This window comes from Allobosea thiooxidans (assembly GCF_900168195.1).
In the GTDB taxonomy this organism is placed as follows: Bacteria; Pseudomonadota; Alphaproteobacteria; order Rhizobiales; family Beijerinckiaceae; genus Allobosea; species Allobosea thiooxidans.
In genome coordinates, this window is sequence record NZ_FUYX01000007.1 from 1 (window position 1) to 19,284 (window position 19,284).

General features: G+C 67.7%; 16 protein-coding genes. 5 read left to right on the forward strand and 11 right to left on the reverse strand.

Annotated elements, in window-relative coordinates:
* The coding region (locus B5Y19_RS13755; RefSeq protein ID WP_176168631.1) for an ATP-binding cassette domain-containing protein at positions 1-286 on the reverse strand (286 nt) is incomplete at its 3' end.
* 95 nt (positions 287-381) lie between these two features.
* Positions 382-1,572: an extracellular solute-binding protein gene (locus B5Y19_RS13760; RefSeq protein WP_079591614.1), complete on the reverse strand. Its 1,191-nt coding sequence runs from the start codon at positions 1,570-1,572 to the stop codon at positions 382-384.
* Positions 1,573-1,722: 150 nt separating this feature from the next.
* Here B5Y19_RS13760 and B5Y19_RS13765 point away from each other — a divergent pair, with 150 nt between their 5' ends.
* Together B5Y19_RS13765 and uxuA are read left to right on the forward strand one after the other, a co-directional pair.
* On the forward strand, positions 1,723-2,418 hold the full coding sequence (locus tag B5Y19_RS13765) for a GntR family transcriptional regulator (RefSeq protein ID WP_055730565.1): 696 nt from the start codon (positions 1,723-1,725) through the stop codon (positions 2,416-2,418).
* Positions 2,419-2,465: 47 nt separating this feature from the next.
* Complete coding sequence (gene uxuA, locus B5Y19_RS13770; RefSeq protein WP_055730566.1) at positions 2,466-3,662, forward strand: mannonate dehydratase; 1,197 nt, start codon at positions 2,466-2,468, stop codon at positions 3,660-3,662.
* A 157-nt stretch (positions 3,663-3,819) separates the two neighbouring features.
* On the opposite strand, the gene B5Y19_RS13775 is transcribed toward uxuA, so the two are convergent.
* The 8 genes from B5Y19_RS13775 to B5Y19_RS13810 form a co-directional block, all read right to left on the reverse strand.
* Positions 3,820-4,515: an urease accessory protein UreE gene (locus B5Y19_RS13775; RefSeq protein WP_055730567.1), complete on the reverse strand. Its 696-nt coding sequence runs from the start codon at positions 4,513-4,515 to the stop codon at positions 3,820-3,822.
* Positions 4,516-4,625: 110 nt separating this feature from the next.
* Positions 4,626-5,663 carry an ABC transporter substrate-binding protein gene (locus tag B5Y19_RS13780; RefSeq protein ID WP_197282503.1) on the reverse strand — a complete coding sequence of 346 codons (1,038 nt, stop codon included), beginning with the start codon at positions 5,661-5,663 and terminating at the stop codon, positions 4,626-4,628.
* Positions 5,664-5,777: 114 nt separating this feature from the next.
* Positions 5,778-6,638 (reverse strand): DUF1003 domain-containing protein, encoded by an 861-nt coding sequence (locus B5Y19_RS13785; RefSeq protein ID WP_079591615.1) that lies wholly within the window; start codon positions 6,636-6,638, stop codon positions 5,778-5,780.
* A 120-nt stretch (positions 6,639-6,758) separates the two neighbouring features.
* Positions 6,759-7,067, reverse strand: a complete 309-nt coding sequence (locus tag B5Y19_RS13790; protein WP_079591616.1) for a hypothetical protein — start codon at positions 7,065-7,067, stop codon at positions 6,759-6,761.
* Between the two features lie 135 nt (positions 7,068-7,202).
* Positions 7,203-8,117 (reverse strand): PfkB family carbohydrate kinase, encoded by a 915-nt coding sequence (locus tag B5Y19_RS13795; RefSeq protein ID WP_055730569.1) that lies wholly within the window; start codon positions 8,115-8,117, stop codon positions 7,203-7,205.
* The gene (locus B5Y19_RS13800; RefSeq protein WP_055730570.1) at positions 8,107-8,517 is read right to left on the reverse strand and encodes a type II toxin-antitoxin system VapC family toxin; all 411 of its coding nucleotides are present in this window, start codon (positions 8,515-8,517) and stop codon (positions 8,107-8,109) included. Before B5Y19_RS13800 ends, B5Y19_RS13795 begins: the two co-directional genes overlap by 11 nt.
* The gene (locus B5Y19_RS13805) at positions 8,517-8,762 is read right to left on the reverse strand and encodes a type II toxin-antitoxin system VapB family antitoxin (RefSeq protein WP_176168625.1); all 246 of its coding nucleotides are present in this window, start codon (positions 8,760-8,762) and stop codon (positions 8,517-8,519) included. Before B5Y19_RS13805 ends, B5Y19_RS13800 begins: the two co-directional genes overlap by 1 nt.
* Positions 8,763-8,826: 64 nt before the next feature.
* Positions 8,827-9,276 carry a VOC family protein gene (locus B5Y19_RS13810; protein ID WP_055730572.1) on the reverse strand — a complete coding sequence of 150 codons (450 nt, stop codon included), beginning with the start codon at positions 9,274-9,276 and terminating at the stop codon, positions 8,827-8,829.
* 114 nt (positions 9,277-9,390) lie between these two features.
* Here B5Y19_RS13810 and B5Y19_RS13815 point away from each other — a divergent pair, with 114 nt between their 5' ends.
* The 3 genes from B5Y19_RS13815 (at position 9,391) to B5Y19_RS13825 (ending at position 16,134) form a co-directional block, all read left to right on the forward strand.
* On the forward strand, positions 9,391-10,830 hold the full coding sequence (locus B5Y19_RS13815; protein ID WP_079591619.1) for a cation diffusion facilitator family transporter: 1,440 nt from the start codon (positions 9,391-9,393) through the stop codon (positions 10,828-10,830).
* Positions 10,831-10,965: 135 nt separating this feature from the next.
* The gene (pepN, locus tag B5Y19_RS13820; protein ID WP_055730574.1) at positions 10,966-13,611 is read left to right on the forward strand and encodes an aminopeptidase N; all 2,646 of its coding nucleotides are present in this window, start codon (positions 10,966-10,968) and stop codon (positions 13,609-13,611) included.
* A gap of 225 nt (positions 13,612-13,836) precedes the next feature.
* Positions 13,837-16,134, forward strand: coding sequence for a PAS domain-containing sensor histidine kinase (locus tag B5Y19_RS13825; protein ID WP_055730575.1), 2,298 nt, complete (start codon positions 13,837-13,839; stop codon positions 16,132-16,134).
* A 186-nt stretch (positions 16,135-16,320) separates the two neighbouring features.
* Here B5Y19_RS13825 and B5Y19_RS13830 read toward each other — a convergent pair whose 3' ends face one another.
* Positions 16,321-19,275, reverse strand: coding sequence for a bifunctional [glutamine synthetase] adenylyltransferase/[glutamine synthetase]-adenylyl-L-tyrosine phosphorylase (locus B5Y19_RS13830; protein ID WP_079591620.1), 2,955 nt, complete (start codon positions 19,273-19,275; stop codon positions 16,321-16,323).
* Positions 19,276-19,284: the final 9 nt, after the last annotated feature.

Here is a 19,284-nt window from a genome sequence, read left to right on the forward strand (position 1 = left end):
TCATGTGCGGGAACAGCGCGTAGTTCTGGAAGACCATGCCGAAGCCGCGCTCTTCCGGCCTCAAAGGGTCGATGCGCTTGTCGTCGAGCCAGATGCCGCCGCCGGTCGCCGGCAGCAGGCCGGCGATCAGGTTGAGCGTCGTCGACTTGCCGCAGCCCGAAGGCCCGAGCAGCGCGATGAACTCGCCCTTGCCGATCGTCAGCGAGACGTCCTTGAGCGCGTTGTGGGTGCCGAAGTCACGGCTCAGGCGATCGAGCCGAAGCTCGCGGAACGAGGCTGCGTTGATGGTCATGGCTTCCGGATTCTGCAGAACGGTGTCGAAGGATGCCCGACGGCGGACACCGGCCTGAATACCGGAGCCCGCCGCCGCTAGGCCAGTCCCTACTTCTTCTTGGCGCCGCCGACCTGCTCGTCCCAGATGCGGAAGGCGATGACCATCTTGTCGGGGTCGAGCGGGGTTTCCATCGGATTGTCGGCGATCAGCTTCTCGTATTCCGGCCGGCCGAACTCGGCGATGGCCTTCTGGCTGGAGGCCGGGGCCATCGAGAGCGGCACGTCCTTCACCGCCGGGCCCGGATAGAAATAGCCCTCGTCATAGGTGAAAGCCTGCTGCGCGGGCGTCAGCATGTGGCGGATCAGGTCGAGCAGCACCGCGAGCTTCTCGCCGGAGACACCCTTGGGGATCATCATGTACTGGGCGTCCGTGACCCAGTGGAAGCCCTTCAGCGCCTGAATCTTGGCTTCCTTCGGCACGATGCCGAGCACGCGCGGGTTGATGTCCCAGCCGGTGGTCGAAACGATGATGTCGCGCGTGCCGTCGCCGAGTTCCTTCATCGTCGCACCGGTGCCGCCCGGGTAGTACTCGATGTTCTCGCCGAGCTCCTTGAGATAGGCCCAGGTCTTGTCCCAGCCCTTCTCCGGATCCTTCGGATCCTTGTCGCCAAGGAGATAGGGCAGCCCCATGATCCAGGTGCGGCCAGGGCCGGAATTGGCCGGGCGGGCATAGAGGAAGCGGTTCTTGTTCTGCTTCGTCCAGGCCAGGAGCTCCTCGGCCGTGGTCGGCACGTTCTTGACCTTGTCCGGCATGTATTCGAGCAGCGGGCCGGAGGGATAATAGACCATCGCCATGGCCTGGCCCTGCCCGAGATTGTGCATGGCGAGCGCCGGCTTGAGGTAGATGTCCTCCGGCTTCGGCAGCTCGGCCTGCAGGCGCGGCAGCAGATCGACCCAGAGCTTCTGGTCGATACCGGCCGAGAGCACGTCGAGACCGCCGATGACGAAGTCGATATCGGAACGGCCGGCGTTCTGCTGGGCCTTCAGCTTGGCCGGCAGCTCGGGCGCCGGGGCCTTGGTGAAGACCATCCGCGAGACGGCCTTGGGATTGGCCTTGGCATAGTTCTCCAGCGGCGCCTGGACCAGGGCCAGGGCGCCGCCGACATCGATGACGCTGATCGTGAGCGGCGACGCGGGGAGCTTGAGCTGCTGCGCGAAGGCGCCCGGCGCATGCGCCGCGACGCCAAGACCGGCGATACCACCAATGAAATGACGCCGGTTGATGTTGTCCTGACTCATGGTCTGTCCCTCCACATGGCTTTCGTCTTCTTGTGACTCGGCCCCGGGTCGCCGCCTCCGGGACTGGCTCATCAATCCACCCCACGTATAAAGTTGACGCAGGGCCGGATTAATCGGTATCCTAGTATACTAGTCGACCAGAGCTTGGCAATGGGCACTCCTGCAGCAAGGCAGACCACCGACCAGATCTACCGCGCGCTGCGAGGAGACATCCTGAGCACCACGCTGCGTCCCGGCGAAGCCATGTCGGAAGCGCGCATGGCCGTGCGCTTCGGGGTCAGCCGCACGCCGGTGCGCGAGGCGTTCAAGCGGCTGGCCGAGGAAGGCTTCCTCTCGGTCGTGCCGCAGGTCGGCACCTTCGTCGCGCCGATCGACATCGCCTCCGTCTATGACAGCCAGTTCGTGCGCGAGACGCTGGAATGCCGCACGGTCGTGCTCGCCGCCCGGCATATCGACGATGCCGGCAAGGCGACGCTGGAGCGCCATATCCGCCAGCAGGAGCGCGATCTCGCCACCGGCGACCAGGCCGCCTTCTTCCGCCATGACGATGCGTTCCACGCCGAGATATCGCGGCTCGCCGGCCATCCGGCGGTCTGGAGCCTGATCGAGAGCGTCAAGGCGCAGCTCGACCGTGTGCGCTGCCTGTCGCTCGAAAGCGCGGCCTGGCCGGACATGATCATGCGGGAGCATCGCGGCATCGCCGAGAGCATCAGCAACGGCAGCGAGGCCGAGGCCGAGAAGGCGATGCGCGCCCATCTGCGCACCGTCTTCGCCGCGATCGAGAACATCGCACGGAAGCATGTCGACGCCTTTGCCGGCTCGGCCCCGCCAATCCGGCTCGACTGACGAGCCGATCGATCTTCCCAGAATAATACCGCGAAGGAAACGCGACCATGGAACAATGCTGGCGCTGGTTCGGGCCGGACGACGTCGTGACTCTGGCGCAGGCCAGGCAGGCCGGCGCGACCGGCATCGTCAACTCGCTGCACCAGATTCCCTATGGCGTGGTGTGGAGCGTCGAGGAGATCGAGAAGCGCCAGGAGATCGTCCGCAGCGACAAGAGCCTCGGCCTCGAATGGAAGGTGGTCGAGAGCCTGCCGATCCATGAGAGCGTCAAGATCGGCGAAGGTGACCTCGAACCCATCTTCGAGAACTACCGCCAGTCGATGCGCAACCTCGCCGCCTGCGGCCTGCAGGTGATCTGCTATAACTTCATGCCCGTATTGGACTGGACCCGCACCGAGCTTGCCCACAAGCTGCCGGGCGGCGGCACGGCGCTGCGCTTCAACCTGCACGAATATGTCGCGCTCGACCATTTCATGCTGAAGCGCAAGGGCGCCGAGGAAGGCCATACGGCCGAAGTTATGGACAAGGCCAAGGCCTGGTTCGACAACTCGACGCAGGCCGATCGCGACCGGCTGCTCTCCAGCGTCATGGCGGGCCTGCCCGGTGCCTTCGACCGCTACGACCTGCCCGGCCTCGCCCGCATCCTCGAGCGCTATGCCGGCATGACGCATGACAAGCTGCGCGCCAATCTCAAGCGCTTCCTCGAGGCGATCATCCCGACTGCCGAGGAGGTCGGCATCCGCATGTGCATCCATCCGGACGACCCGCCGCGCTCGCTCTTCGGCCTGCCGCGGATCTGCTCGACCGAGGACGACATCGCCTTCATCCTCGGCTCGGTCGAATCCCCCGCGAACGGCCTGACCCTGTGCTCGGGCTCGCTCGGGGCGAACCCGAAAAACGACGTGCCCGGCATCGCCCGCCGCTTCGCCGACAAGATCTGGTTCGCGCATCTGCGCAACGTCGCCAAGGACCCGGACGGCTCCTTCATGGAAGCCGAACATCTCGGCGGGGATACCGACATGGTCGCGCTGGTCGATGCGCTGATGGCCGAGGAGCAGCGCCGGAAGGCTGAAAGCCATCCGCATTGGCAGATCCCGATGCGGCCCGACCACGGCCACGAACTGCTCGACGATGTCGGCAAGGGCAGCTTCCCGGGCTATCCGGCCGTCGGGCGCCTGCGCGGGCTGGCGGAACTCCGCGGCGTGATGACCGCGCTGGCGCAGGTCAAGGGCTACGCGGCCTGAAACGCGAAAGGCGGGCCGAAGGCCCGCCTTTGCAAGAGGTCACAGCCGTCATTCTCGGGCGAAGCGAAGCGCAGACCCGGGAATCTCTTGCAGAAGGGGGCGCGTTCTCGTCCTGAGATGCTCGGGCCAAGCCCGAGCATGACGCCCAGCATCTGCCTCAATGATCGTGGGAATGGCCCTTGTGGCCATGCGCGGCACCGTGGCCGTGGCCATGATCGTGATGGCCATGGCCGTGATGGTCGTGGTCATGGCCGCAGCCGCAACCCTCGCCATGGGCATGCTTGTGATCATGATCGTGCTTGTGGCCATGCGCGTGATCATGGCCATGGTGCTCATGGTGATGTCCGTGGCCATGATCGTGACCATGATGATGGTCATGGTGATGATGGTCGTGCCCGCAGCCGCAATCGTCGCCATGGGCATGGTGATGAACCTCGGGCTCCGGCTGGAACGGGCGCTCCACCTCCGCCATGGCGCAACCCTGCCCGCGGACCAGCTCGGCCAGGGACGGATCGGCGGGGACATAGAGCGCGTCGGCCGTCATCTCGGCCGGGACATGGTGGCCGCCGAGATGCCAGGCGAGGCGCACCAGCCGCAGCGGGTTCTCGGCGCGGACCTCCAGGAGCTTCTCCGGCGCGGCCTTGACCTGCACGAGGCGGCCGTCCTCCAGCTTCAGCGCGTCGCCGTCGTTGAACGAGGTCGGCTTGTCGAGCGAGATCGCGAATTCCAGGCCGCCCTCCGCCGTCACCGTCACCCCGTCGAGGCTGCGGTCGCGATGGCCGAGGCTCAACGTATCGACGACGCGGTCGGCGCGGACGGCGGGCTTGCGAAGGACGGAAGTGGCGCGAAGCATATGCGGCGATCCCATGCTGGGGCCCGGCACAATATGCGCCCGAGCCCGGATCGCAGCTTAGTAGCACAAACCGGCGGCCGTGCTACCAAGCGCAGATGTCACAGATGGTCTCAGCGCGGCAGCGCCTTGACCTCGGTGTCGAACTTCTTGAGCAGGCGCGAGCGCTCGGCCGGCGAGCCCCAGCGCGGGGTGTCGTAGTCGATCAGCTTCATCTCGGCGAATTTCGGCGCGTCCGGCGACAGCAGCGAATTCTTGTTCGACGGGATCGAGTTGATCTTCAGCTTCGCGTTGATGTTCTGGGCATCGGGCGAGAGCGTGAAATCGACGAATTTGCGCGCGGCCTCCGGGTTCTTGCCGCCCTTGATGATCGAGACCGAGCCGGTCTCGTAGCCGGTGCCCTCGCAGGGGGCGACGGTTTCGATCGGCGCGCCCTGCAGCTTCTGCGTCAGCATGTCGTGGATGAAGGCGATGCCGACCGCCGTCTCGCCGAGCGCAGCCGCCTTCACCGGCGCGATGCCGGACTTGGTGTACTGGCTGATGTTCTTGTGCAGGCTCTTGAGGAACTCGAAGCCCTTCTCCTCGCCGAGGCGCTGAACCGTCGTCGCCAGGAAGACATAGGCCGTGCCGGAAGAGCTCGGATCGGCGATCTGGACCTCGTCGCGCAGCTTCGGATCAAGCAGGTCCGCCCAGCATTTCGGCGCGGCGATGCCCTTCTTCTTCAGCACCTCGGTGTTGTAGCCGACGCCGAGCGCGCCGAGATAGATGCCGTTGGTGCGGAACTTCGACTGCTCGGCATGGCGCTGCGCCCAATCGTGCAGCTCGGGCAGCTTCGGCGACTTGTACTCGTCCAGGAGCCCCTCCTCCGCGGCCTGCAGATGCGGCTCGCCCGGGCCGCCCCACCAGACATCGCCGCGGGGGTTGGAGGCCTCGGCCTTGACCTGGGCATAGACCTCCCCCGTGCTCTTGCGCACCATCGAGACCTTGATGCCGGTCGCCTTCTCGAACATCGCCGCGCCCTCGCGGCACTGCTCTTCCAGGATCGAGCAGTAAACCGTGACCTGCCCCTGAGCCAAGGCCGGCTGCGCCGCAGCGGACAGCATCAACCCGGCCAGAAGCGCGCCAGCGGGCGCCAGACGCGAAGCAACCATCATCATCCTCCCCAATGGATTCCTTTGCCGACGAAAAGACCGACGGCAGGGAGAGGAGTCAAGCGGCGGTCGAGCAGCCCCCTCCTGCAGGGCTGTCGAGGGTCTTCTGTCCTGCTAGTCCGTCGTTTCCGGCCGGTCGGGAGAAGAGGCTTCGACCGGCGCCGGCTTCTTCTTGGCCGCCGGCTTCTTGCGCCGCTTCGGTTTCGCCTTCGGCAGCTGCGCCTCCTGCAGCATCTCGAGCTGGACCTGCTGGATCTCGGCGAGGCGCTGCCATTGCCGCGTGACGAGGTGATCCATCTTCTCGTGCAGGTGCCGGATCTCGAGCTCGGCCTTGAGATTGACCTGATAGTCGTTGAGCGAGCGCAGGCGGTCCTTCGTCTCCTGCCGCTTCTGGCTCATCATGATGATCGGCGCCTGCACCGCAGCCAGGCAGGACAGCACGAGGTTGAGCAGGATGAAGGGATAGGGGTCGAAGGCGCCCGCCTGCCCGATCGCGGCGTTGATCGCCATCCACACGACCAGCACGACGCCAAAGCTGATCAGGAAGGCCCAGGATCCGCCGAAGCTCGCGAGGTTGTCCGAGAACCTTTCGCCCAGCGTGCGGCGCTCCTCGAAATCGTCCTCGACGTTCTCGGCGATAGTCTCCTGCCGGGCGATGCTCTCGGCCACCTCCCGGTCGAGATCGGAATATTCGCCGTGCTCCTCGCGCAGGATCTCCTCGACATAGCGCGTGCGATAGCGCGCCAGCTCCTTCAGGCTGATCAGCGCATGGTCGGGCAGTTCTGGAAAGTCGGCCCGGATATGATCGACAAGGGCGGGCCGCAGCGTGCCGATCTCGACCAGGTTCCGGCGCGCCATCTCCTGGCCGCTGATGGCGCAGATGCCGCGCTTCTTGCCGGCGGAGCCGGTGGTGCCCGGCGCCTCGATCACGGCAGCCGGCGGACCGGCGGGGGTTTCGTCGACCTGCTTCGTCATGCCTTCTTCCCCGTCGCGGCAGCGCGCCGCGCCCGGTCGCGGCGCGGAAGCGCCCGCGCCGGCCCTGTTCGCCCGAAGGAGCAGGCTCCTCCGGGCTGCCGTCCGGCCAGACCGCCAGCGTCAGGCCTTGGCCTTCTCCTCGCTTTCCGCGTCATCCTCGGCGGAATCCTCTTCCGCGTCATCATCCTCATCCTCGTCCTCGGCATCGAGGTCCAGATATTCGTAACCGAAAACGATCTCGCCGGTTTCAGGGTCGAAGGCGCTGACGGAGGAATCCTCGAACGCCTGGATCAGCATTTCGGCATCGTCCGGCCCGTGGACATCGAAGCGACGCAGGGTCTCCGCGCCCTCGGCCTTGACGACGAGTTCGACCGACCAGTTCCGCCCGGCGGTATCGTAGATGCATTTCAGGCCCTGGATCGCCAGCATGGTGCTCTCTCCTGAGATTGATCCGATGCGCCAACGCGCGCCGGACCAGATGCCCCAGATGCGTGACGGACACGCGACGCCGCCCGCAAGCCGGCGGGAGAAGTCACTAGCCGGCACCCCTTCGGACAGGCCGCGTCAGTGCGGCGCCTGCGCCAGGAAGCGCTCGACCTCGTCGCGCCGGGGGGCGCCGCTGCGGCCGCCGAAACGCGTGCATTTGATCGCCGCCGCAGCCGAGGCGAAGCGGATCGCGGAGGGCTCGTCCTGCCCCTCGGCGAGGGCGAGCGTGAAGGCGCCGTGCCAGACATCGCCGGCTCCGAGCGTATCCACCGTCTCCACCGCGAAAGCCGGCATATGCCGCACCTCGCCGTCTTCGACGAAGAGCACCCCGTCCTTGCCGAGCGTCACCGCCAGCCAGGTCGGGACGCCGGCCGCGAGGCGGGCGAGTCCGGCGCGCGGGTCCTCCTCGCCGGAGATCTCGCGCAGGGCCTGCTGGCTGAAGGCGACATGGCTCGCGGTTCCGACGAGGTCCGGATGCGGCGGCTTGCGATCCCCGTCGAGCACGCCGGGAACGCCGGCGGCACGAGCGAGCTTCAGCGCTGCCAGCGCCCCCTCCCCCCAGCGCGTATCGGCGAGCACCGCGCCCGCTCCCTTCGGAAGCCTGCGCGGCAGCCAGGCGACATCCTCCGGCATGGCCGGATCGGAATAGGAGATCACCATGCGCTCGCCCTGCGCGTCGACGAGGATGGCGGAGACCGGCGAGCGCAGCCCGGCAACACGGCGCGCAAAACCGGTGTCGATGCCCTCCGCCTGCAGATCCGCGACGATCTGATCCCCGGTCAGGTCGTCGGCGAGCCGCGTCGCCAGCCAGCAGGCGCCGCCGAGCCGCGCAATGGCGACAGAGGCATTGCCGGCGCAGCCGCCGCCGACCACGGCAAGCCCGCGCGAACGATATTTCTCGCCACGCGTCGGCATCGTCTCGACACTGTAGACATAGTCGAGCGTGGCGATGCCGAGGCAGAAGACGCCGGTGCGAGCGGGTTCAGGAGCCAAAGCGCTGGCCTTCGATATCCGTATGGCCGAAATCGTCGCCCTTATAGGCGAGCTTCATGCCGGCGGCCCGGGCGGAGGCATAGGCGAAGCAATCGCCCATGTTCAAGCGCGCAGGATGGCGGGTCGAACGGTGGTAGACTGCTGCACAAGCGTGGGCGATCCGGCCGACGGTATCATCGATCGCGACAACGCGAATCCTGGCATCGTCCAGGAAGTCCCGTACGATTCTGTATCCTTCGTCGATGCGGAAGCCCTTCACCGCTGCCAGGCGCATCGACGCCTCGAACAGGGCGAGAGGCGACGTCACGACCTCACTCTCGTCGACGAGCAATGCCCTGATCGAGGGAGCCTCAGGCTCTTCCAGCAGGTTCGCCACGATGATGGAGGCATCCAGAAACATCAGGCGTCGCCGTACTCGCGGTCGAAGAACTCCTTGTGGGTCAGGCCATCGTCGACGGTCGGGTAAGCCCCCAGCCTTTCCTGCGCCCTGCGCGTCGCCTCATCGACCTGCCGGCGCCGCTCCTCGCGGCGCTTCAGCTCGCGCTCCACAGCCATGCCGATGGCGGCCTGCAGACTGATACCGTCGCGCTCCGCGAGCTCGCGGACCATGCGGTCGATCTTCGGATCGCGAACGAGAATACCCATCGCTGCCTCCATGATATCATTAAATGATATCATGGAGGCTATCGCGCGCCAAACGCGGAGGCGCTTACCAGCTGCCGGTGTTCGGCATGCTCAGCCACGGCTCGGCCGGGGCCTTCGGCTCGCCCTTCTGGAGCAGCTCGATCGAGATGTTGTCGGGCGAGCGGATGAAGGCCATGTTGCCGTCGCGCGGCGGGCGGTTGATCGTGATGCCGGCCTTCATCAGCTTGTCGCAGGTCGCGTAGATGTCGTCGACCTCATAGGCGAGATGGCCGAAATTGCGGCCGCCGGTATAGGTTTCCGGATCCCAGTTATAGGTCAGCTCCAGCGTCGGCCGGCCGCGCGAGGCGCCGGCACGGGCAGCGTCGAGATCGTCGGTCGCGGCGAGGAAGACCAGGGTGAAGCGGCCTTTCTCGTTCTCGATGCGGCGGGTTTCGACCAAGCCGAACTTGTTGACGTAGAAATCCAGCGCCTGATCCAAATCGGTCACGCGCACCATGGTGTGGAGATAACGCATCGTCTTTCCTCGCTGACCTCGCTGAGGGGGAGCAGGGTTGATCCATTGCCCAAATCAGGCAAGAGCATCGGCGTTCCGAGTGAACTCGCCAAGACACCACCATCAGGACGAGCCATGACCACAACGCAAGACGGGCCTGCCATGGTCCCGGCTGAGCGCGCCACACCGGCCCAGATCGCGCAGATCAAGCAGCGCGCCGCCATCCTCTCGGTGATGGCGACGATCCTGCTGACGGCCGCGAAGATGGTCGGCGCCATCATTTCCGGCTCGCTCGCCCTGCTGACCGACGCGCTGCAGGGGCTGGTCGACGTCGGCTCGACGCTGTTCACATGGTTCGCGGTGCGCGCCTCCGACAAGCCGGCCGACGATGAGCATCATTACGGCCATGGCAAGGTCGAGGCGCTTGCCGCGCTGGTCGAGACCGCGATCCTGTTCACGCTCGCGGGCGCGATCCTGTGGGAGGCGGGCAACCGGCTCTGGAACAGCGTGATCGAGCATGTCGCGGTGACGCCGCTCGTCATCGGCGTTCTGGTTCTCTCGATGATCGTGGACGCCATCCGCTGGCGCTCGCTGACCAAGGTCGCCAAGGAGACGGGCAGCGAGGCCCTGGCCGGCGAGGCCACCCATTTCTCCGCCGACTTCATCGGCTCGACGCTGGTGCTCGTCGGCCTGATCGGCGTCTGGTACGGCTTCGAGCGGGCCGACACCGCCGCCGCCTTCGCCATCGCCGCCTACACCGCGTTCTCGGCCTACCGGCTCGCCCGGCGCGTGCTCGACACGCTGATGGACACCGCCCCCGAAGGTGTCGGCGAAAAGCTGCGAGAGATCGCGCGGCGCGTGCCGGGCGTGGTCGGCATCAACTGGCTCCGCGTCCGGCCGACCGGCGGGCGTGTCCATGGCGAGATCGGCATCAGCGTCTCGCGGACCCTGCCGCTCGAACGCGTCACCGCGATCAAGGCCGAACTCGGCCAGGCCCTGCAGGCGGCCGAGCCGGATGCCGCGATCACGATCACGGCCGATCCGGTGCAGGTCGACGACGAGACCGTGCTGGAGCGCGTGCTGCTGATCGCGCTGAAGCTCAAGATTCCCGTGCACCACGTCACCGTGCACAGCATCGGCGAGAAATTGTCCGTCAGCCTCGACATGGAGGTCGACGCCGCGCTGCCGCTCGGCGAGGCGCACGAGGTCGCGACCCGGCTCGAAAACGCGATCCGCGCGGAGTTCGGCGGCGAGACCGAGGTCGAGACCCATATCGAGCCGATGGAGACCGGCCAGCCAGCCGGCCACAACGCGGCCTGGGAGACAGTCGAGGACATCGGCAAGGCGCTCGCCGGCGAGGCGGCGAAGCTTTCCGGCCCGATCCACGACATCCACAGCGTGCGCGTCCGGCAGACGGCCAAGGGGCTCGTCGTCAACTACCACTGCCGGGTCGATCCGGCGCTGAACGTCGCCGCCGTGCACGACGCCGTCGATGCGATCGAACGGGCGGTGCGGCTCGCGCGCCCCCAGGTCTGCCGGCTGGTGAGCCATGCGGAGCCGGCCGTCGCGTCCTGAGAACGCGTCGATCGTCATTGCTAGGAGCGAAGCAACGAAGCAATCCAGGGGCCGCTGGCTCGAACGGTTCAGCCCAGTCCTCTGGATTGCTTCACTGCGCTCGCAATGACGATCGAGAGGCTTTAGATACGAAGCATGCGCACCGACGATGCTCCGCTGATCCGCCTCGAGGATTACCGCCCCTCCGACTGGCTGATCGACACGGTCGATCTCGACATCAGCCTGCATCCGCAGAAGACGCGCGTGCGGGCACTGATCGCGCTCCGCCCCAACCCGGAAGGGCAGCCGGGCGCGCCGCTCACGCTCGATGGCGACGAGCTCGCGCTGAAGGCGCTCAGCCTCGACGGCAAGCCGCTCGACGCCTCGGCCTTCACCGTGACGCCGCAGGCGTTGACGATCCCAGCCCCGCCGCCGCACGACTTCACGCTGACCATCGAGACCGAGGTCGACCCCTCCGCCAACACCAAGCTGATGGGGCTCTACCGCTCGTCCAAGGTCTACTGCACGCAATGCGAGGCGGACGGCTTCCGCCGCATCACCTATTTCCTCGACCGGCCGGACGTGATGAGCGTCTACACGGTCAGGCTGGAGGCGGCGAAGGCCGAGGCGCCGGTGCTGCTCTCCAACGGCAATCTGGTGGCGACCGGCGAGATGCCGGGCAGCGACCGGCATTTCGCGGTCTGGCACGATCCGCACCCCAAGCCGGCCTATCTCTTCGCGCTGGTGGGCGGTGCCCTCGACCATGTCCGGCAGGACTACGTCACCGCCGACGGCCAGAAGGTCGAGCTCGCCGTCTATGTCGAGCCCGGCAAGGCCGGGCGCGCCGGCTGGGCGCTCGATTCGCTGGTGCGCTGCATGCGCTGGGACGAAAAGGTCTTCGGCCGCAACTATGATCTCGACGTGTTCAACGTCGTCGCCGTGTCCGACTTCAATATGGGGGCGATGGAGAACAAGGGCCTCAACATCTTCAACGACAAATACGTCCTCGCCGATCCGCAGACCGCGACCGACGGCGACTATGCCGCGATCGAAGCGATCATCGCGCATGAGTACTTCCACAACTGGACCGGCAACCGCATCACCTGCCGCGACTGGTTCCAGCTCTGCCTGAAGGAAGGACTCACCGTCTTCCGCGACCAGGAGTTCTCGTCGGACGAGCGCTCCCGGCCGGTGAAGCGCATCGCCGATGTGCGCACCCTGCGCTCGACCCAGTTCTCGGAGGATGCAGGCCCCCTCGCCCATCCGGTCCGGCCGCGCGCCTATAAGGAAATCAACAACTTCTACACGCCGACCGTCTACGAGAAGGGCGCGGAGGTGATCCGCATGCTCAAGGTCATGATCGGCGACGACGCCTTCCGGCGCGGCATGGACCTCTATTTCGAGCGCTGCGACGGCACCGCCGCGACGATCGAGGAGTTCCTCGCCTGCTTCGCCGAGAGCTCGGGCCAGGACCTCGCCCATTTCGCCCGCTGGTACGAGCAGGCCGGCACCCCGACCATCACCGCCTCCGGCCGCTACGACGCGGCGGCCAAGCGCTACACGCTCGACCTCAAGCAGAGCACGCCGCCGACGCCCGGCCAGGCCGAGAAGCTGCCGGTCGTCCTGCCGATCCGGCTCGGCCTCGTCGGCGCGCTGGGCGACCTGCCGCTGCAGACCAGCTCGAACGCCTATGCCGGCGACGGCCTCGTCGTGCTCGACGACGCGGCCCTCTCGATCACCTTCGAGGAGGTGACCGAGGCGCCGACCCCCTCGCTGATGCGCGGCTTCTCGGCGCCGGCCCGGCTCGATCTCGACCTGCCGGACGCGGCGCTGCTGCGCCTGTTCTCGACCGACAGCGACGCCTTCAATCGCTGGCAATCCCTGCAGACCATAGCCGTCCGCGCCCTCGTCGCGGCCGGCAAGCCCGGTTCGAACCAGCAGGCGCTGGCCGCGACCGCCGGCGCCCTCGGCGCGGCGTTCGACGGCTTCCTGAAGACCGATGCGCTCGCCGACCCGGCTTTCGCCGCGCAGGTGCTGCGCTTGCCGTCGCCGGCCGACATCGCCCGCGAGATCGGCCGCGACGTCGATCCCGACGCTGTGTTCGCCGCCCATCGCAGCCTCTCGGCCGCAATCGGCGAGGCCCTGCTCGGCAACCTGCCCGGCCTGCGCGCCGCCCTGGCGACGACCGGCCCCTATCGCCCCGATGCAGCCTCCGCCGGCCGCCGGGCCCTGCGCAACGAATTGCTGGGGCTTGCCGCGCTGGCCGAACCCGCCGAAGGAGCCCGCCTCTGCGAGGAGCAATTCGCCGCCGCCGACAACCTGACCGACCGCCTCGCCGCGCTCGCCGCCATGACGCTCGTCCCCGGCGCGCGACGCGAGGCGCTGATCGACCGCTTCGCCGAAGCCTATGCCGGCGAGCCGCTGGTGCTCGACAAGTGGCTGATGGCGCAGGCGCTGATCCCCGAATCCGAGACGCTGGAGCGGGTGAAGCGGCTGATGCAGCACCCGGCTTTCTCGCTCGGCAATCCGAACCGGGTGCGCGCGCTGATCGGCGGCTTCGCCGCCAATCTCACCCAGTTCAACCGCGCCGACGGCGAGGGCTACGGCTTCGTCTCCGATATCGTCATCGCGCTGGACCGGAGCAACCCGCAGGTCGCCTCGCGCCTGCTCGGCTCGTTCAAGAGCTGGCGCATGCTGGAACCGGGCCGCAGGCGGCTCGCGCAGGAGGCCCTGGGCACCGTCGCGCGGACGCCGAACCTGTCGCGGGATGTCGCGGACATCGCCGAAAGGGCGCTCGCCTGAGGGAATCGCCCGGATGGTTAACGGCGAGCTGTCCAAAAGATTAACGTTTCATTACTCGCACAGGATTCATTGCACGGATAATACAACCCTGAGGCGAATTCGACACTGCTGACTCAACTCAGAGCTAGACAAACCGGGTCGCTCGGATTCAACTGACAGTGATTCGCGGGGATGCGGCACGTCTCCCGATCTTACTGACGGTAAAGTTCCGAAGGGGGACCGGGCATGTCGCGTGCCAACGCGGGCTGCGCACCTGTGCGCGCCGATACGATTCTGGGTGTAGCAAGGTCGCTGACCCATCCGTGGTATCAGCGCTTCGAAAGCTTCGAGCCCGCGTTCCGAACCCTCATCCCCACCCTCGTCGGGGCCTTCCTGGTCATCCTCGGCATGGGCGCGATCCTGCAGACCGCCGCGATGCGCGACGACGCATTGGCGGATGCCGCCGGCGACATGGATCTGGTCGCCGCGCTGGTCGCCCGCGAACTCGACAACGCGACACTGGCGGGCAAGGAACCCGCCGCCGTCCTCGCCGCGCTGACCGCCCGCCACCTCGCCGCCCATGGCCGCATCGTCCATGTCAGCGGCGCCGATGGCCGCGTCATCGCCAGCGAGCCGGTGATCGGCCAGACCCAGCGCACCCTCGTCGATTTCCTGGGCCAGACGCAGCCCCTCACCGTCTTCGGCGACCGCGCCGGCGTGATGCGCATCAACCTTCCCAACGGGGCCGACGTCTTCGCCAGCGTGCGCAACCTCGCCGCCCCCCTCGGCCAGGTCGCGGTGCTGCAGCCGGTCTCGCGCGCCCTCTCGGTCTGGCAGATTCGCCGCTCGGGCCTCGCCATCCTGTTCGGCGCGGCCGGGCTCGTCCTCGGCGTCATCACGCTGGCCTTCATGCTGCAGTCGAAGCGCGCCAGCGCCGCCGACGAGGATTGCGACTGCGTGCGCGAGCGCATCGACACCGCCCTCAACCGCGGGCATTGCGGCCTCTGGGACTGGGACCTCGCCCGCGGCCGGATCTACTGGTCGGATTCGATGTATGCGCTGCTCGGCTACGACCGGGCCGGCGAGTACATGTCCTTCGGCGAGGTCTCGAGCTTCATCCATCACGAGGACGTCGATCTCTACGCCCTGGCCGACGCGATCAGCCGCGGCGAGGCGAGCCATCTCGACCAGGAATTCCGCGTCCGCGCCATCACGGGCGAGTGGCTCTGGCTCAAGGCCCGCGCCGAGCTGGTCATCGACCGCCGCACCCGCTCGCGCCACCTCGTCGGCATCGTTGTCGACATCTCCGAGCAGCGCCGCATGGCGGAACGCACCGCCACCGCCGACGCCCGCCTGCGCGACGCCGTCGAGGCGATTTCGGAAGCCTTCGTGCTCTGGGATGCCGACAACCGCCTCGTGCTCTGCAACGCCAAGTACCAGCAGCTCCACCAGCTCCCGGCCGAGGCCCTGCAATCCGGCGCGAGCCATGACGAGATCATGGCCCTCTCGGCCCAGCCGCAGATCGACCGCGAGCCGACGCGGGTGCAGCGTGGCAACGGCGGCTCCTCGTCCTATGAGGCGCGGCTCTCGGATGGCCGCTGGCTCCAGATCAACGGCCGCCGCACCAAGGATGGCGGCTCGGTCTCGGTCGGCACCGACATCACCAAGCTCAAGCAGCAGGAAGAGCGGCTGACGCAATCCGAGCACCAGCTCCTGATGCACGTCACCGACCTCAAGGCGTCCCGCCAGAAGCTCGAAGCCCAGGCCCAGCAACTCGCCGACCTCGCCGAGCGCTATCTCGAGCAGAAGGCGGCGGCCGAGAGCGCCAACCGCGCCAAGTCCGAATTCCTCGCCAATATGAGCCATGAGCTGCGCACGCCGCTCAACGCCATCATCGGCTTCTCCGAGATCATGGAGAACGGCCTCTTCGGCCCGCTCGGCGAGAAGTACACCGACTATGTCCGCGACATCCGCTCCAGCGGCGGCTACCTGCTCAGCATCATCGACGACATCCTCGACATGTCGCGCCTCGAATCCGGCAAGATCCGGCTCGAGCGCAGCGAGATCGCCATCGGCCCGGTGCTCGACCAGGCCCTGCGCAAGGTGCAGCCGGAGATCGAGCGCAAGCAGCTGGTGCTCAACATCGAGGGCCCGCTCGACACCCATCTCGAAGCCGATCCGCGCGCGCTCTACCAGATCCTCGGCAACCTGCTCGACAACGCTGCCAAATTCACGCCGGAAGGCGGGCGGATCGCGGTCCGCACCCGCCATGTTCCCGGCGCGCTCAACATCTTCATCGAGGATACCGGCATCGGCATCCCCAAGGAGAAGATCGACCGCGTCGGCCGGCCCTTCGAGCAGGTCGAGGGCGATCTGGTGCGCAGCTACAAGGGCTCGGGCCTCGGCCTCGCCATCGCCCGCTCGCTGACCGAGCTGCACGGCGGATCGCTCCGCCTGCGCTCGGCGATGGGCGCCGGCACGATCGTCATGGTCCACCTGCCGCTCGACGGCGGCGCCGACCGCGTCACGGCGCAGGCGGCCTAGTTTCCGGCCGCCGCGGCCGCATGATTCACGCCATTCCGGGGCAGGCCTCAGGCCTGGCCCGGAACCCGGAGCCGAGGCCTTTCGCGGCAACGTCCCGCGAAGCGAGCATCGGTTCCGGCTTCCGGGTTCTTCGCAGCAGCGAAGCCCCGGAATGGCGGAATATCCCAGGTTGCGAGCTGCCCGGACTCAGCCGGCCTTCGCCTTCGACAGGATGCGGGTGAAGATCGCCCGCACGCCCGAGCGGACCTCGTCGAGCTCGGCCTTCAGCACCTTGGCGTCCGGTCGGCCGACCGCCGTCGCGATCCGGCGCAGGACCCGGGGCGGCACGGCCTTCGGATCGAAGGCCTCCTCGACCGTGAAGCGCTGCCAGAGCTGGACATCGCCGATCAGGCGATGCGCCTCCAGGAGCACCGACGCATCCCCTTCCGCGAGCAGCCCCGCCGCACGCGCGGCGACGAAGACCGCGGCCGTGTCGTTGACGATCAGGCTGGGGTGATCGCTTGCATAGGCGAGCAGCAGGAACTGGGCGAGGAAGTCGAGATCGGTCAGGCCTCCGGCCGCGAGCTTCAGGTCCCACGGGTCCTTCTCGCCCTTTTCCCTGGCGATCAAGGCCCGCATCTCGGCGACGGCCGCAGCAACCTTCGCGGGCTCACGCTTGCGGGAGAGGATCGCCCGGATCGAGGCCTCGGCCCGCTTGGCCAGACCGGCATCGCCGGCGACGACGCGGGCGCGCGTCAGCGCCATCTCCTCCCAGATCTCCGCCTCGCCGGCGTGATAGGCCTCGAAGCCGGCGAACTGGGTGGCGGCGGGACTCTTGTTGCCGGTCGGTCGCAGCCGCATGTCGACCTGGTAGAGCGTGCCGCGCCGTGTCGGCACCGTCAGCGCTGCGACGAGGCGCTGGGTGAAGCGGATATGCCAGGTGACCGGGTCGAGGCTCCGGGCGCCATTGCTCGAAGCCGCGTCCTCCGGGCGGTCATAGAGCAGGATCAGATCGAGATCGGAGGACGGGGTCAGCTCACCGGCGCCGAGCCTGCCGAGCCCGAGCACCACAGTCTCCGCGCCTTCGATCACGCCGTGATCGGCGGCGAAGGAGGCGCGCGTATCGGCGAAGGCAACCCGCAGGCAGGATTCGGCGACGGCGCAATAGGCCTGCCCTGCCCCCTCGGCGGCATAGACGCCGGAGAGCAGGCGCGCGCCGACGAGGAAATTCTCCTGCCGGGCGGCGTCGCGCATCCGGTCGAGCCCATCCTCGACGCTCGGGGGCGGCGAGCCGACATAGCTGCGGATGCGGCGCTCCAGCGTGTCGACGTCGAGCACGGCCTGGCCGAAGGCCGGATCGATGACGCCGTCGAGCACATGCGGATGCAGCGCCGCGACCTTGGCGAGGCGTGGCGCGCTGCCCAGGATCTCGGCGAAGAGCGTCAGCAGGGAATCGTGGGAGCGCAGCAGCGTCAGCAGCTCGACCGCGGCCGGCATCCGCACGAAGGCGTTGTCGAGATGGGCGAGCGCACCATCGGGATCGGCGGTGCGGCCGAGCGCGACGAGCAGCGCCGGCGTCAGCTCGGTCAGCACTTCGCGGGCGCGGGCGCTGGTGACGGCGGCGCGGCGGCCGAAATGCCAGCCGCGCACCGTCTCCGCCGCGATCACGCCGTCGCGGAAGCCGAGCTTGCCCAGCGTCTCGACCGTCTCGGGATCGGGCTCCGAACCGGTGAAGCTCAGCGTGCCGGCCTCGGAAGCCAGGCTCGGCCCTTCCTCGAACAGCAGGGCGTAATGCCCCTCGACGCGCCTGGCATGGGCGGTCAACGCCTTGCCGAATGCAGCCGTGGAGGGATAGCCGCTGAAGCGGGCAAAGGCTTCGAGATCGCCCGCCGGCTTGGGCAGGGTCTGCGTCTGCTCGTCGTCGCGCATCTGCAGACGGTGCTCGATCATCCGCAGCCAGCGATAGGATTCGGAGAGCTCATCGCGCGCCTGCGGCGTGATCCAGCCCTCATTCGTCAGCTCCCTGAGCATGTCGAGCGTCCGCGGCCCGCGCAGTGCCGGGCGCCTGCCGCCGAAAACGAGCTGCTGCGTCTGGACGAAGAACTCGATCTCGCGGATGCCGCCGCGCCCGAGCTTCACGTTGTGGCCCGCGACGGCGACGGTCTCGTGGCCCTTCACCGTCTGGATCTGGCGCTTCATCGCGTGGATGTCGGCGATGGTCGCGAAGTCGAAATATTTGCGCCAGATGAAGGGCGCGAGATCGCCAAGGAAGCGCAGGCCGAGCGCGGTGTCCCCCGCGATGGGACGCGCCTTGATCATGGCGGCGCGTTCCCAATTCTGCCCGACGGTCTCGTAATAGGAATAGGCCGAGGGCAGCGCGATCGCGACATGGGTCGAGGCCGGGTCGGGCCGCAGCCGCAGATCGACGCGGAAGACGTAACCGTCCGGCGTGCGCTCCTGGATGATGCGCGCGATCTGCTGGGTCAGCTTGACGAAGAAGCTCGACGGCTCGCCGACACCGGCAGCCTCCGCCGCCTCGGGGTCGAAGAAGACGACGATGTCGATGTCGGAGGAATAGTTGAGCTCGCCGGCGCCGTGCTTGCCGAGCGCCAGCACGACGAGACCCGAGCCGGGGCCGGGATCGGCGGGGTCGGCCAGATTGATGCGGCCGAGATCGGCGGCCTGACGCAGCACATGATCGGTCGCGAGCCGCACGGCCGCGTCGGCGGTCGCGGTCAGCGCCGCCGTCACGGTCTCGACGTCCCAGACACCGCCGATATCGGCGAGCGCGATCAGGAGCGCCATGGCGCGGCGGAAGCGGCGCAGCTCGCGCATCAGGTCGGGCGTCTCGCAGCCGGCCGCGGCGAAGGCCTCGATGCCGGCGAGCAGCGCGTCGCGGCGCGCCTCCGGCGCCTCGATCAGGCAGGCGAGCAGACCTTGCGGATCGAAGCGCATCACCTGCGACAGGAAGGGCGAGTGTGCCAGCACGCCGGCGACCAGCGCCGCGCTATGCGGGTGCTCCGCCAGATGCCGCTTCAGCGCCTCCGCCGCCGCCTCGTCATGCAACCGTTCGATCAGCTCGCGCGCCAGCAGCGCCTCGGCCTTGGCGCGCGCCGGCAACACCGGTGCCGCGCCAAGCCTGTCACAGAGCCGCTCAGCCATCTCGCCCTC